The following is a 14,267-nucleotide window of genomic DNA, read 5'->3' as shown; positions in this document are numbered from 1 at the left end:
TCGCCTGGCTGATCGAAGATGTCGCGGTCCTCGACTCGAACGGCCGGAAGTGCATCTGCCCCACCGGAACCGTTAGCAACGGATTAGGCTGATCGACATGACGTACACCGGAGAGGTACGGGTCGGCGGACCGGCGGATGTGCACGAGCTGAAAGACCTGATGATCACGAAGATCGCGGTCGGCCCGATGGACAACAACGCCTATCTGCTGCGCTGCCGGGCCACCGACGAGCAGCTGCTGATCGACGCCGCCAGCGAGGCGGAGGTGCTGCTCGGAATGATCGGTGACGACGGCATCGCGTCCGTCGTCACCACGCATCAGCACGGCGACCACTGGCAGGCCCTCGCCGAGGTCGTCGCGGCCACGGGCGCGCGTACGTACGCCGGCCGCGAGGACGCCCCCGGCATCCCGGTGCCCACGGATGTCCTCGTGGACGACGGAGACATCATCCGGGTGGGCCGGGTGGAACTCACCGCGCGGCATCTCGTCGGGCACACCCCGGGTTCGATCGCGCTGGTCTACGACGACCCGCACGGCCACCCGCACGTCTTCACCGGGGACTGCCTCTTCCCGGGCGGCGTCGGCAACACGCGCAAGGATCCGAAGGCCTTCGCCAGCCTGATCCACGACGTGGAGACGAAGATCTTCGACGTGCTGCCCGATGAGACCTGGGTGTATCCCGGGCACGGCAACGACACGACTCTGGGGGCGGAGCGGCCGCAACTGCCGGAGTGGCACGCGCGCGGGTGGTGAGTGTCGGCGCTCTTGTTTTCGGAGCGCCGGGCGCTCTGCTCTCCTGAGCACCGGGCGCGTGTCTCGTCGCGCGCCCCGTGTGAATGATTCGCACGTGCTGGGGGCGCGTGCGCGCTCCCGATGCGCCCTGCCGCGCAGTCAACTGGTGGCAGCCCCGCAGAGGATGACGGCTCCTGTGCGGTGGGGCCGCCGGTCTCCAACCCCGCCCTCGGCCGGCGGCCCGGGCCAAAAGGCCCATGCCGCGCGCTGCGTTCACAAAACCGCAACACCCGTTCCCAATATGCGGACAGTTACGGCCATGACCTGGACAAACGTGGGGTTCGCTGCCAATCTCCCGCCATGTACCTTGCCCCTCGCACCCTGCGCCGTGCGCTGGCCGCCGCCACCGTAGCCCTGCTCGCCACCGCTGTCGGCTGCGCTCCGCAGCCCGAGCAGAAAGCATCGGCCGCCCCGTCCGGCTCGGCCGCGAAGAGCTGCGCCAAGGGCAAGTTGGCCACCAAGACGTCCGGCAAACTGACGGTCGCGACGGACGAACCGGCGTACGAGCCCTGGTTCAGGGACGACAAGCCCGCGAACGGCAAGGGCTTCGAGTCGGCGGTCACCTACGCCGTGGCCCGGCAGCTGGGTTACGACAAGAGCGCGGTCGTCTGGCAGAGCGTGCCCTTCAACAAGGCGTTCGCGCCCGGCGTGAAGACCTTCGACTTCGACATCAACCAGGTTTCGATCAGCGCCGAGCGCAAGAAGGCCGTCGACTTCTCCTCCGGCTACTACGACGTACGCCAGGCCGTCATCGCGCTGAAGGGCGGCAAGGCCGCCCAGGCGAAGAGCATCGCGGACCTCAAGGACCTCAAGCTGGGCGCCCAGGTGGGCACCACGAGCCTCAACTACATCACCGACGTGGTGAAGCCGAAGCAGGAGGCAGCCGCGTTCGCGAAGAACGACCAGGCCAAATCCGCCCTGAAGAACGGCCAGGTGGACGCCATCGTCGTCGATCTGCCCACCGCGTTCTACATCACCTCGGCCGAGGTGACGGACGCGAAGATCGTCGGCCAGTTCGAGAACCAGGGCGGCGCGCCCGAGCAGTTCGGGCTGGTGCTGGACAAGGGCAGTGCGCTGACCTCGTGCGTGAGCGGCGCCGTCGACGCCCTGCGCAAGGACGGCACGCTGGCGAAGCTCGAGAAGCAGTGGCTGTCCGACGCCGTCGACGCCCCGGTGCTCAAGTGACGGTCACCAAGGGCGAGTCGGTCCGGGAGGGGGACGACGACAAGGGCGACATGCCCGACGGAGCCACCGACGACGGCTACGCACCCTCCGAACGACGGCTGGAGCGCGAACGCTACAAACGCGCGCGTGCCCGCCGCGCCACGGCCATCGCGGCGCTCTCCACCCTGGTCACGGCCGTCGTGCTGTACCTGGTGGTGGTCAACGCCCCGGGCTGGCCGCGCACCAAGGAGACGTTCTTCGACGCGCAGTACGCGCGCGAGGCGCTGCCGAAGGTCCTCGAAGGGCTGTGGCTGAACGTCCGCCTCCTCGTGGTCTGCGGGGCCGCCGTCCTGGTCCTCGGCATGCTGATCGCGATCGCGCGCACCCTGCGTGGCCCGGTGTTCTTCCCGCTGCGCGTGCTGGCGGCGGCCTACACCGACTTCTTCCGCGGTCTCCCGCTGATCATCAACCTGATGATCGTCGTCCTGGGCGTCCCGGCACTCCGTCTGCAGGGCGTGACGGTCGATCCGGTGCTCCTGGGCGGTACGGCCCTCACGCTGACGTACTCGGCGTACGTGGCCGAGGTGTTCCGGGCCGGCATCGAGTCGATCCATCCCTCGCAGCGCGCCGCGGCCCGCTCCCTGGGTCTCACCAACCGGCAGGCCCTGCGCTACGTCGTCCTCCCCCAGGCGATACGGCGTCAGGTACCGCCGCTGCTCAACGACCTGGTGTCGCTGCAGAAGGACACCGGTCTGGTGTCGATCGGCGGCGCGGTGGACGCCGTGCGGGCGGCCGACATCATCGTGGGCCGCAGTCTGAACTACACGCCGTACATCGTCGCGGGGCTGGTGTTCGTGGCGCTGACCATTCCGATGACCCGCTTCACGGACTGGGTGACGGCCCGGATGGACCGGCAGCGGGCCCAGGGAGGATCGCTATGAGCGACGCAGCAGCGCCCGTGCTGCGCATGGAGTCCGTCCGCAAGGCCTTCGGCGGCTCCGTCGTGCTGCGGGACGTCGACCTGGAGGTCGCCCCGCACACGGTGACCGCGCTGATCGGTGCCTCCGGTTCGGGCAAGTCCACGCTGCTGCGCTGCGCCAACCTCCTGGAGGAGATCGACGACGGTGCGATCTGGCTGGACGGCGAGGAGATCACTGATCCGCGCGTCGACCAGGACGCGGTGCGGCGCCGGATCGGCGTGGTCTTCCAGGCGTACAACCTCTTCCCGCACATGACCGTGCTGGACAACATCACGCTGGCGCCGCGCCGGGTGCACGGCGTCTCCCGTGCCGAGGCCGAGGAACGCGCCAGGGAGCTGCTGGAGCGCCTCGGACTGGCCGCGAAGGCTGATGCCTACCCGGACCGGCTCAGCGGCGGTCAGCAGCAGCGTGCGGCGATCGTACGGGCGCTTGCCGTGCGGCCCCGGCTGTTGCTGCTGGACGAGATCACGGCGGCGCTCGACCCCGAACTCGTGGGCGAGGTGCTGGAGGTGGTCCGGGGCCTGAAGGACGACGGCATGACCATGGTGCTGGCGACGCACGAGATGGGCTTCGCGCGGGACGTCGCCGACCAGGTTTGTTTTCTGGACGGTGGTGTCGTTCTGGAGCACGGCACCGCCGAGCAGGTCTTCGGCGACCCGCAGCAGGAGCGCACGCGGCGCTTCCTGCGGCGGATCGTGGAGGCGGGCCGGCTGTGACCGCCCTGGCTCACGCGTCGGTCTGGGCCGCTCCCACCAGGGCGGCCACGCGCTCCACGCCGAACACATAGCCCTGCACTCCGCATCCGGCGATCACGCCGTCGGCGCGCAGCGAGACGTAGGAGTGGTGCCGGAACGATTCGCGCTGGTGGATGTTGGAGATGTGCACCTCCAGTACGGGCATGCCGTCACAGGTGTTGAGTGCGTCCAGAATCGCGACCGACGTGTGGGAGTAGGCGCCGGGGTTGATGACGATCCCGCAGTGGTTCAGGCGCGCCTCGTGGATCCAGTCGACCAACTCGCCCTCGTGGTTGGACTGCCGGAGGTCCACCGTGCCGCCGTGCGCGGCAGCGGCCTTGGCGCACAGCGCCTCGATGTCGGCCAGGGTGTCACTGCCGTAGATCTCGGGCTGGCGCTGGCCGAGCAGGTTCAGGTTGGGCCCGTTGAGGATCATGATCGGGGCGTTGGCCAAGGTGCGGGGCACGGTTCCTCCGGTCCGGTCGGGGCGGTACGTCGACGACCGCTGCTGGCACACGGTCTATCACGGTGACCGCAGCGCATGGCGTGCTCCGCATGCCGGTGGCCTCGGCGCACGCCACGGTCGCCCGATCACCTCCGCGCGCCCCGTAACCGTTGATCACAGTGGGTAGTTGACGCGGCATGCAGCCTGTGCGTGCCGTGAACGCCCCCTCGATGCCGAGACTCGCCGCCGCGTCCCTGGCGGGGACCGCGATCGAGTTCTACGACTTCTTCGTCTACGGGACGGCGGCGGCCCTGGTCCTGGGGCAGCTGTTCTTCCCGACGTTCTCGCCGGTCGCGGGGACACTGGCGGCGTTCGGGACGTTCGGGGCGGGGTTCGTTGCCCGGCCGCTCGGCTCGGTGCTGTTCGGGCACCTCGGCGACCGGCGCGGACGGCGGCCGGTGCTCGTCGCCTCGCTGCTGCTCACGGGCGCTTCGACGGTCGCCGTGGGCTGCGTGCCGTCGTACGGGACCATCGGCGTCGCCGCGCCCGTGCTGTTGCTCGTCCTGCGCTTCCTGCAGGGTCTCGGGCTCGGCGGGGAGTGGGGCGGAGCCGCACTGCTGACCGCCGAGCACGCGCCCGCCGCGCGACGCGCGCTGTGGTCGAGCTTCCCTCAGGTGGGGCCCGCGTTCGGTTTCGTCCTGGCCAACGGGGTGATGCTCGCACTGTCCGCGGCACTGTCCGACGCCGAGTTCGCGCGGTGGGGGTGGCGGGTGCCGTTCTGGGCGGCCGGGGCACTGGCGCTCGCCGGGCTGTGGCTGCGCTCGTCGCTCACCGAGAGCCCCCGGTTCCTCGAGATCGACGACCACGCGCGCGTGCCGCTCGTCGAGGTCGTACGGCATCACGGGCGGCTGGTGCTGCTGACAGCCGGCGCGCTGGCCATCGGATACGCGGTGTTCTATACGGTGACGACCTGGTCGCTGGCCTATGCGACGGAGCGGCTCGGGGTGAGCCGGACGGTGATGCTGACCTGTGTCATGGCCGCGGTGGTGGTGAAAGGGGCCCTCACACCCCTGGTGGCGCTGCTCGGCGACCGCTACGGGCGCCGGCCGATGTGTCTGACGGGTTGCGCGGCCTGCGTCCTGTGGATGCTCCCGATGGTGGCGCTGCTGGCCACCGGCGAGCCGCTGCTGATGTTCCTCGGCATTCTGGGCGCGCTGCTCGCCTTCGTCACCATGTTCGCGGTCATCGCCGCCTACCTGCCGGAACTGTATGAGGCCCGGGTGCGCTGCACGGGCGCCGCGGTGGGCTACAACCTCGGGGGCGTGCTCGGCGGCGCGCTCACCCCGATGGTGGCAACGGCGCTCGCCGAGCAGGGCGGGCGGGTGCCGTGGGGCGTGGGCGTGTATCTGACGGGGATCGCGCTGCTCAGCCTGGTGTGTTTCGCGCTGCTTCCGGAGACGCGGCCCGTGCCCGTGCCGGCGGTGGAGCCGGCGACGGGCTGACCGGCCGAAGGGCCATGGATCGGCCGTAGACGGACCGCATGAGCCAGCGCTAGGGGTTGATCGCCAGCTCCAGGTACGCCGCGAAGAGCACCAGATGGACACCGCCCTGCAAGGGCGTGGCGCGTCCCGGCACGACCGTCAGGGAGCTGACCACCACGGTCAGCGCGAGCAGCAGCATGTGGGTCGAGCCGAGGCCGAGGACGAGCGGTCCGGACAGCCAGATGGAGGCGAGCGCAACGGCCGGGATGGTCAGGCCGATGCTTGCCATGGCCGAGCCGAGCGCGAGGTTGAGGCTGGTCTGCACCCGGTCGCGGCGGGCGGAGCGCAGCGCGGCGATGGTCTCCGGCAACAGGACGAGCAGGGCGATGATCACACCGACGACGGCGTGATGCAGGCCGGCCGCCTCCACGCCCGACTCGATGGTGGGTGACACGCCCTTGGCCAGGCCGACCACGCCGATCAGGGCCAGACCGAGCAGGCCGAGGCTGATCCAGGCGCTGCGGGCGGTGGGGGGTGCGGCGTGGTCGTCGGCGGTGATGACCTCGCCCTGCCGGGTGATCGGCAGGAAGTAGTCGCGGTGGCGCACGGTCTGGGTGGCCACGAACAGTCCGTACAGGATCAGTGAGGACAGCGCGGCGAAGGTCAGCTGGACCGGGGAGAACTCGGGTCCGGGCTTGCTGGTGGTGAAGGTCGGCAGCACCAGGCTGAGCGTGGCGAGGGTCGCCACGGTCGCCAGGGCGGCGCCGGTGCCCTCGGGGTTGAAGACGGCGGTGCCGTGCCGCAGGGAGGCAACGAGCAGACAGAGCCCCAGGATGCCGTTGCAGGTGATCATCACGGCGGCGAACACGGTGTCCCTGGCCAGGGTGGAACTCTTGTCACCGCCGTCGGCCATGAGGGTGACGATCAGGGCCACCTCGATGATCGTGACGGCGATGGCGAGCACCAGGGAGCCGAAGGGCTCGCCGACACGGTGGGCGATGACCTCGGCGTGATGCACCGCTGCCAGGACGGAACCGGCGAGCACCAGGGTCACCAGGGCGACGACCGCGCCCGGCAGCTCTCGGCCCCAGGTGAAGCCCAGCAGGACGACCGCGAGGACGGGCACGAGGATCGTCCACTGCCGGGTGAGCGACCTGAGCCGAGTGATCATGCCGCGATGGTCGCAGAGACGTACAAGGTTCGCATTCCGCTCTTTTCGGATACCTCTTGTCCTTTCCGCCGAGGGCCCCGGTACCGGCGGGAGTGGGTGTCTGCTTCACGCGGTTCCACTCCCGCCCTGGCCGTGCCTGACGCGAGCCCGGTCAGGCGTCGGCGCTGTCCTTGGGAGTCACTTCGCCCCCGGTGTGCGCCGCCTCGACGGCCACCTCCTTCCTGGCGGCCATCAGGCTGGTGATGGTGGTGACGACCAGGACCGCGCAGATCACGCCGAGCGAGACCGGGATGCTGATCTCGGGGACGTGGACACCGGACTCGTGCAGGGCGTGCAGCACCAGCTTGACGCCGATGAAGCCGAGGATGACCGACAGGCCGTACGAGAGGTGGACCAGCTTCTTCAGCAGGCCGCCTATGAGGAAGTACAGCTGCCGCAGGCCCATGAGGGCGAAGGCGTTGGCCGTGAAGACGATGTACGGGTCCTGCGTCAGACCGAAGATCGCGGGGATGGAGTCCAGGGCGAACAGGACGTCCGTGGTCCCGATGGCGAGCATCACGACCAGCATCGGGGTCATGACCCGCTTGCCGTTCTGCTGGATCCACAGCTTGGTGCCGTGGTACTTGTCGGCCACGCCGAACTTGCGTTCCGCGGCCTTCAGCAGCTTGTTCTCCTCGTACTCCTCGTCCTCCTCGTCCGCGCGGGCCTCCTGGATGAGCTTCCAGGCGGTCCAGATCAGGAAGGCGCCGAAGAGGTAGAACACCCAGGAGAAGCTGGCGATGATCGCGGCTCCCGCGGCGATGAAGACGGCTCGCAGGACCAGGGCTATGAGCACGCCGACGAGCAGGACGCGCTGCTGGTACTGCGTGGGCACCGCGAACTTCGCCATGATCAGGACGAAGACGAAGAGGTTGTCGACGCTCAGCGACTTCTCGGTGATGAAGCCCGCGAAGAACTCACCGGCCGGCTGTCCGCCGCCGAAGACCAGGAGACCGAGACCGAAGAGCCCTGCGAGGGCGATCCAGACGACGGTCCAGATACCGGCTTCCTTGATCGACACCTCATGAGGCTTGCGGCCGATGAAGAAATCGACAGCGATCAGGGTGGCAAGGCCCACGATGGTCAGGACCCACAGGGTCACAGAGACTTCCACTGCACCTCCGGCATTACGTAACGGCAAACATCAGCGTCGTCGCTGCCGGAGGTCTCTTCCACCCGCGTCGGGCCGACGCCCCGGGACCGGAACCGGTCCGTACTGACGGGTGCGCCGCAGTCAGGGAGTACTCCCCTCCGTAGGGAAGAGAGTATCCAATCACCAAGGAAAGGTAAAGAGAAAAGTAAAATAAAGACCAATACCCCTGCTCAGAGTGTCTTTACCTGTGCTTGGTCAGGGCTCTGGCCACCTCGGCGAGGACGTGATGCACGACCTGGCTGCCAACCGGGACCAGTGAGGGTTCGTAGGTCCAGGCGTGTCCGACCCAGGGGTCGGCGAAGTAGTCGTCGGGCACGGGAGTGAGTCGCATCAGCGAACGCCACAGCGGGTCGAGCAGCGGGCCGTAGGCGGCGGCGTCCTCGCGGTCGGCCACCAGCAGGAGGTGCACACCGACGTCGGGCCCCTCGTCGGCGAGATAGCGCAGCCGGGTCACCGCCCGGTCGTCGAAACCGTGCGGGAAGTCGTTGACGATCAGCAGCTGCCGCGCGGTGTCCACATCGGCCGGCAGCGATTCGGGCGCGCCGCCGCGCAGCGCCATCTGCACCAGGTCGACCCGCCGGGTGAGCTGCTCCAGCATCTCCGTCACCCCCGCAGCGCCGGTCGCGGGGGGTGCGGCGAGCACCCCGGTCCGCGTCAGCGGGCCGAACGCCGTGGCCCCGGCTCCGGCCGGGTCGATGATCCGCACGGCGAACTCCCCCGCCGGATGGACGGCGAGCAACCGTGCCGCGAGCGCCACCGCGGCCTCCAGGGCCCGGTGCCGCAGCTCGGCGGGGTCCGGGAGACCGTCGGATGCGGCCGCCGCGCCGCTGTCGATCCACAGACCGCGTTCGAGCGGCAACCTGACCAGCAGCGGAATGCGCAGCGGCACGCTCTCGGGCAGATGGAGGTCGCCGAGGCGCACGGCCATAGGCGGCTCGGTGGGCACCCGGTAGCCGTGCCAGACGGGGTTGTCCCAGCGGGCACAGGCGGGCGGGAGCGCGGGCTCGACCACCTCGGACTCGGCGGTGAGCTGGGCGAGGTCGCGGTCGAGGACCGCGCGTGCCTGGTCCACCAGCTGCGTCCGGCGGGCGTGGGCCGCCTCGCGCGCGGTGTCGGCCGCGGTGCCGAGCCGGCCACGGGGGTCGCCGAGGGCCTGGTCGAGCTCCTTCTCCAGGCGGGAGTCGGCGAAGTCGACGGCGCTGCGGTATGCGGCCGTCGTGCGGGCCAGGTCCTCGAACATGCCCCAGACCTGGTTGTACAGCCGCTCCTCCATCGACCAGCCCACGGCATCACCCGCGACGGGCTGTGCGGGCCGGCCGTCGGCGGCCGGTGCAGCCGGGGGCGGTGTGCCGTGGGGGCGGCGGCCGGGGTGCGTGTAGTCGATCCGGGCGTCGGCGTCTCGCGGCCCGGCGCCGGGTGCCTCGGTGTCGTAAGGGCTCCGCGCGTTGTCCGAGGGCGTCGGCTCCGGTCGCTGCGGGGCGTGCGTCGGTCCCGCCGTTCCGGGCGCGGGAGTGTCCCGCGGCTCCGGCGTGTGGGTGTCGTACGGCGCGGAAACCGGGGTGTCGCGCCCGGTGGCCGCGGAGGTGTTGTGCGGCACGGTCGCGGAGGTGTCCTGGTGACCGCGGGCGGCGGTGTCCTGCGGCGTCGGCACTGCACGGGAGGGGCCGTGGGCCGCCACAGCTTCTTGCGCGGCGGTCGTGAGATGGGCGGCCTCGCTCAGGCCTTGGTCGGCGAGCAGTGCGGTGAGCCCGGCCGCGTAGCCCTGGCCCACCGCACGCACCTTCCAGGCGCCCTGTCTGCGGTACAGCTCCAGGGCGAGCACGGCCGTCTCGCTGTCCAGGCCGGTGAGGGTGTAGGAGGCGAGTTCGGTGCCGTCGAGGCCCTCGACCGTGGCGTGCGGGGCGGCGACGGCACCGAATCGGAGCGGTCCTCCCGTGCCTGAAGGCAGGGCGAGGAACACGTCGATGCGGTGCACGGCCTCGGGCAGGGCGTCAAGATCGACGGCCAGCCGGTGCTCGGCCGCGGACTGCCGGGGCACCTCGACGCCGGGCAGAGCGGGGGCGCCGGGATGGGCCACCCACTGGGGGCCGTGCACCGTGCCGTTCTCGTCGCCGAGCGTGACTCCGGCCAGGACCGGTGTCCCGGCCGAGATCCGGATCACCAGCCGGACCTGGGACAGCGGGTGGTTCTGTCCCCGCACCAGCTCGGCCGTCATCGCCGTCGCCCCCCTGTGTCGTTCTGTCGTGCGCCCCGCCGGTCGAGCGTGCGGTCCTACAGGTGCGGCAGGATCGCCGGCATCAGGTCCTGGAACGTGCGGCCGTTGGCCGGGGTGCCCAGGGCGGTCATCGTCCAGCCCGAACCCGCGCGGTGCACCTTCGCCATGATCTGGGCCGTGTAGTCACCGCCGCCGTCCAGCGTGTAGCGGGCGAGTTCCTGGCCGTTGGTCTCGTCCACGAGGCGGCAGAACGCGTTCTGCACCTCATGGAAGGTCTGGCCCGTGAAGGAGTTCACGGTGAAGACGATCTGGTCGATGTGGACCGGGACACGCTGCAGGTCCACGAGGATCGCCTCGTCGTCACCGCCCTGTCCGACGCCGCCGACGAGGTTGTCGCCGGTGTGGCGGACGGAGCCGTCGTCGCTGACCAGGTGACGGAAGAAGACCACGTCAACAGGCTGCTTCTCGGCGAAGAGGACGGCGGAGGCGTCCAGGTCGATCTCGCGGGTGCGGGAACCGAACAGGCCACGCCGCTTCGCCGCCTGCCAGCCGAGCCCCATACGGACCGCGGTCAGGGTGGCCCCGTCCTTCTTCTCCAGGCTGATGGCCTGACCCTTGCTCAAGTTGACGGACACCGCTGAATCCCCTCTCGATGATCCCCTGTTGTCGCGCAGTGCGCGGTTGTCAAGAACCCTACGCAGAGGCACCGACAGTGCCGAACCCCGGCCCGCGCTTTGTGTCGGTGTTGCAACACTTGGCGCATATACCGAGGTCCGGCAGGGTGACGAGGGCTCAGGCGAGGCCGGCTTCCCGCATCTGGCGCAGCTCCTTCTTCATCTCCGAGACCTCGTCGCGCAGCCGGGCCGCGATCTCGAACTGCAGCTCCGCGGCGGCGGCACGCATGCGTTCGGTCATCTCCTCGATCTGCCCGGCGAGTTCGGCCGCCGGGCGGTCCGTGGGAACCGCGGCTGCCGCCTTGCCCTTGGCGGCCTTGCCGGCCTTCGCGCCCTTGGCCGTCTTGTCGCCCAGCGCCGGGACGGGTGCCTTGGCGCCCTTGCCGTCCTTCGACTTCCGGTAGCCGCTGCCCAGGAGCTGCTCGGTGTCTACCTCCTCGCGGGCGATCTGCGCGACGATGTCGTTGATCTTCTTGCGCAGTGGCTGCGGGTCGATGCCGTTGGCCTTGTTGTAGGCGATCTGCTTCTCCCGGCGGCGGTTGGTCTCCTCGATGGCCTTCTCCATCGCCGGGGTGATCTTGTCGGCGTACATGTGGACCTGGCCGGAGACGTTGCGCGCCGCGCGGCCGATGGTCTGGATCAGCGAGGTGCCCGAGCGGAGGAAGCCCTCCTTGTCGGCGTCCAGGATCGCCACCAGGGACACCTCGGGCAGGTCGAGGCCCTCACGCAGGAGGTTGATGCCGACCAGGACGTCGTACTCACCGGAGCGCAGCTCGCGCAGCAGCTCGACGCGGCGCAGGGTGTCGACGTCGCTGTGCAGGTAGCGCACCTGGATGCCGAGCTCCAGGAAGTAGTCGGTGAGGTCCTCGGCCATCTTCTTGGTGAGCGTGGTGACAAGGACGCGCTCGTCCTTCTCGGTGCGCTTGCGGATCTCGTGCACCAGGTCGTCGATCTGGCCCTCGGTGGACTTGACCACGACCTCCGGGTCGACCAGGCCGGTCGGGCGGATGATCTGCTCCACGACGCCGTCCCCGCGGGACAGCTCGTAGGCGCCGGGGGTCGCCGACAGGTAGACGGTCTGGCCGATGCGCCCCTGGAACTCCTCCCACTTCAGCGGGCGGTTGTCGAGCGCGGAGGGCAGGCGGAAGCCGTGCTCGACGAGGGTGCGCTTGCGGGAGGCGTCGCCCTCGTACATGGCGCCGATCTGCGGGACGGTGACGTGTGACTCGTCGATGACGAGCAGGAAGTCGTCCGGGAAGTAGTCCAGCAGGGTGTTGGGCGGGGAGCCGGGCGAGCGGCCGTCGAAGTGCATCGAGTAGTTCTCCACGCCGGAGCAGGTGCCGATCTGGCGGAGCATCTCGAGGTCGTACGTGGTGCGCATCCGCAGGCGCTGGGCTTCCAGGAGCTTGCCCTGCTTCTCCAGCTCGGCCAGGCGCTCCCCCAGCTCCTTCTCGATGTCGTTGACGGCCCGCTCCATGCGCTCGGGGCCGGCGACGTAGTGGGAGGCGGGGAAGACGTACAGCTGCTGGTCGTCGCTGATGATCTCGCCGGTGATCGGGTGCAGCGTGGAGAGCGCCTCGATCTCGTCGCCGAACATCTCGATGCGGACGGCCAGCTCCTCGTAGACCGGGAAGATCTCGATGGTGTCGCCGCGGACCCGGAAGGTGCCGCGGGCGAAGGCCACGTCGTTACGCGTGTACTGGATGTCGACGAAGCGGCGCAGCAGCTCGTCCCGGTCGATCTCGTCGCCGACCCTGAGGGGGACCATGCGGTCGACGTACTCCTGCGGGGTACCGAGGCCGTAGATGCAGGAGACCGAGGCGACCACGATGACGTCACGGCGGGTGAGCAGCGAGTTCGTCGCCGAGTGGCGCAGCCGCTCGACCTCCTCGTTGATCGAGGAGTCCTTCTCGATGTAGGTGTCCGACTGCGGGACGTACGCCTCGGGCTGGTAGTAGTCGTAGTACGAGACGAAGTACTCGACCGCGTTGTTCGGCAACAGCTCGCGGAACTCGTTGGCCAGCTGGGCGGCCAGTGTCTTGTTCGGCGCCATCACGAGCGTGGGGCGCTGGAGCTTCTCGATCATCCACGCCGTGGTGGCGGACTTGCCGGTGCCGGTCGCGCCGAGCAGGACGACGTCCTTCTCACCGGCCTCGATGCGCCTGGCCAGGTCGGCGATGGCCGTCGGCTGGTCGCCGCTGGGCTGGTAGGGGCTGACGACCTCGAAGGGCGCCACCGTGCGTTCGATGTGGGAAACGGGCCGCATGCCATCCACCGTACGACCCCGCACTGACAACGGGTCCGGATCAGCGGTTTTACCGGGTGCGGGAGCCGTGGTGCTCGGGCCGGCGCGCCTCGGGCACCGTGGGACGGCGGTCCGCGTGGGAGGGAACGGCGGCGGCCGGGACGCCCGGCTTGCGCTCGACGGGCGCGCGGACCGGCCGGCCCACGACCATCAGCGGATCGAAGATCACCACGACGCCCGCGAGGAGCAGGAAGGCGAGCGGGCCGATCAGCATCGGCGCGAGCACGGACGGCTCCGGCGCGCCTCCGGCGGTGTGCGGGGTGCTGTCGAGGTGGACACCGAGGGCGGCCATGCCCGTGTAGTGCATGCCGCTGACGGCGAGGCCCATGACGAGGCTCGCCCCCACGCTCCACAGGAAGCCCCGGACGCGTCCGGCGGCCCACAGGGCGGCGGTGGCGGCCACGACCGCTATGCCGACGGAGGCGGCGACGGTGAGTGTGTTGTAGGTGAACCGCCCGTGGAAGTGCACGCCCGCCATGCCGAGGTAGTGCATCGAGGCGACGCCCAGGCCGGTGATCGTGCCGCCGGTGAACAGAGCGGTGCCGGTGGCGCCCCGGTAGCCGACGATGAAGATCCCGATGCCGACCATGACGACGGCGAGGCCGAGGCTGGCGTAGGTGATCGGCTTGTCGTAGTGGATCGGTGTCTCCTTGATGGCGAATCCCATCATGGCGACGAAGTGCATGGTCCATATGCCGGAGCCGATCGCGGCCGAGCCGAGGGCCAGCCAGGCGGGCCGCCAGGAGTGCGTGACCAGCAGGGACCGGGTGGTGCAGCGCAGGCCGAGGGCGCCGCCGAGGCAGGCCATCAGGTAGGCCACCACTGGGGTGACGGCCCCGTAGCTGAATCCGTCGACCGTGCCTTGCATCCGCGGCTGCCCTTCCGCCCTCTTACGTCCCGGAATCGTTGAAAAATCCCCCCGACCCAGGACCGCGCGGGCGGTCAGGGTTGTCGCAGAGAGTATGACCCCCACCGGAATGGTCGAACGATTTTCCGGCAAAGAAACACGGCCTTGCCGCAGTTGTGGGGTAGCGGTGAGCGGACTGGGACGTCTCCATGCGGTCTGTGGCCATCGTGCGACCAGGTGCCGTTGACCGTCTGCTGTAAGTCTGA

12 protein-coding genes are annotated in these 14,267 nt (G+C 69.7%); 5 read left to right on the top strand and 7 right to left on the bottom strand.

Features of this window, described 5'->3' with window-relative positions:
* Positions 1 to 97 precede the first annotated feature (97 nt).
* From ACWC0C_RS38745 to ACWC0C_RS38730, 4 genes are all read left to right on the top strand, one after another.
* Positions 98 to 754, top strand: coding sequence for an MBL fold metallo-hydrolase (locus tag ACWC0C_RS38745; protein WP_450869096.1), 657 nt, complete (start codon positions 98 to 100; stop codon positions 752 to 754).
* Between the two features lie 339 nt (positions 755 to 1,093).
* A complete protein-coding gene (locus ACWC0C_RS38740; RefSeq protein WP_450869094.1) occupies positions 1,094 to 1,978 on the top strand; it encodes an ABC transporter substrate-binding protein in 885 nt (294 codons plus the stop codon).
* Positions 1,975 to 2,898: an amino acid ABC transporter permease gene (locus ACWC0C_RS38735; protein ID WP_450869092.1), complete on the top strand. Its 924-nt coding sequence runs from the start codon at positions 1,975 to 1,977 to the stop codon at positions 2,896 to 2,898. The genes ACWC0C_RS38740 and ACWC0C_RS38735 overlap by 4 nt, the downstream gene beginning before the upstream one ends.
* Entirely contained in the window at positions 2,895 to 3,653 is a 759-nt protein-coding gene (locus tag ACWC0C_RS38730) for an amino acid ABC transporter ATP-binding protein (RefSeq protein WP_450869090.1), read from the top strand. Before ACWC0C_RS38735 ends, ACWC0C_RS38730 begins: the two co-directional genes overlap by 4 nt.
* A 10-nt stretch (positions 3,654 to 3,663) precedes the next feature.
* Here the strand turns inward: ACWC0C_RS38730 and aroQ are convergent, their stop codons facing one another.
* A complete protein-coding gene (aroQ, locus tag ACWC0C_RS38725) occupies positions 3,664 to 4,137 on the bottom strand; it encodes a type II 3-dehydroquinate dehydratase (protein WP_449195922.1) in 474 nt (157 codons plus the stop codon).
* A gap of 209 nt (positions 4,138 to 4,346) precedes the next feature.
* Here aroQ and ACWC0C_RS38720 point away from each other — a divergent pair, with 209 nt between their 5' ends.
* A complete protein-coding gene (locus tag ACWC0C_RS38720) occupies positions 4,347 to 5,618 on the top strand; it encodes an MFS transporter (RefSeq protein WP_450869105.1) in 1,272 nt (423 codons plus the stop codon).
* Between the two features lie 49 nt (positions 5,619 to 5,667).
* Here the strand turns inward: ACWC0C_RS38720 and ACWC0C_RS38715 are convergent, their stop codons facing one another.
* From ACWC0C_RS38715 to ACWC0C_RS38690, 6 genes are all read right to left on the bottom strand, one after another.
* On the bottom strand, positions 5,668 to 6,768 hold the full coding sequence (locus ACWC0C_RS38715) for a calcium:proton antiporter (protein WP_449195923.1): 1,101 nt from the start codon (positions 6,766 to 6,768) through the stop codon (positions 5,668 to 5,670).
* Positions 6,769 to 6,919: 151 nt separating this feature from the next.
* Positions 6,920 to 7,921, bottom strand: coding sequence for a TerC/Alx family metal homeostasis membrane protein (locus tag ACWC0C_RS38710; RefSeq protein ID WP_450869088.1), 1,002 nt, complete (start codon positions 7,919 to 7,921; stop codon positions 6,920 to 6,922).
* A gap of 220 nt (positions 7,922 to 8,141) precedes the next feature.
* Positions 8,142 to 10,175, bottom strand: coding sequence for a TerD family protein (locus ACWC0C_RS38705; protein ID WP_450869087.1), 2,034 nt, complete (start codon positions 10,173 to 10,175; stop codon positions 8,142 to 8,144).
* A gap of 56 nt (positions 10,176 to 10,231) precedes the next feature.
* Positions 10,232 to 10,810, bottom strand: coding sequence for a TerD family protein (locus ACWC0C_RS38700; RefSeq protein WP_449195926.1), 579 nt, complete (start codon positions 10,808 to 10,810; stop codon positions 10,232 to 10,234).
* Positions 10,811 to 10,967: 157 nt separating this feature from the next.
* Entirely contained in the window at positions 10,968 to 13,115 is a 2,148-nt protein-coding gene (gene uvrB, locus ACWC0C_RS38695; protein WP_450869085.1) for an excinuclease ABC subunit UvrB, read from the bottom strand.
* 49 nt (positions 13,116 to 13,164) lie between these two features.
* Positions 13,165 to 14,022 (bottom strand): MHYT domain-containing protein, encoded by an 858-nt coding sequence (locus ACWC0C_RS38690; RefSeq protein WP_449195928.1) that lies wholly within the window; start codon positions 14,020 to 14,022, stop codon positions 13,165 to 13,167.
* Positions 14,023 to 14,267 lie beyond the last annotated feature (245 nt).

It is taken from the genome of Streptomyces sp. NPDC001709 (assembly GCF_053596375.1).
Note: the sequence above shows the minus strand (reverse complement) of the source record. Positions and strands in the feature narration are given on the sequence as shown.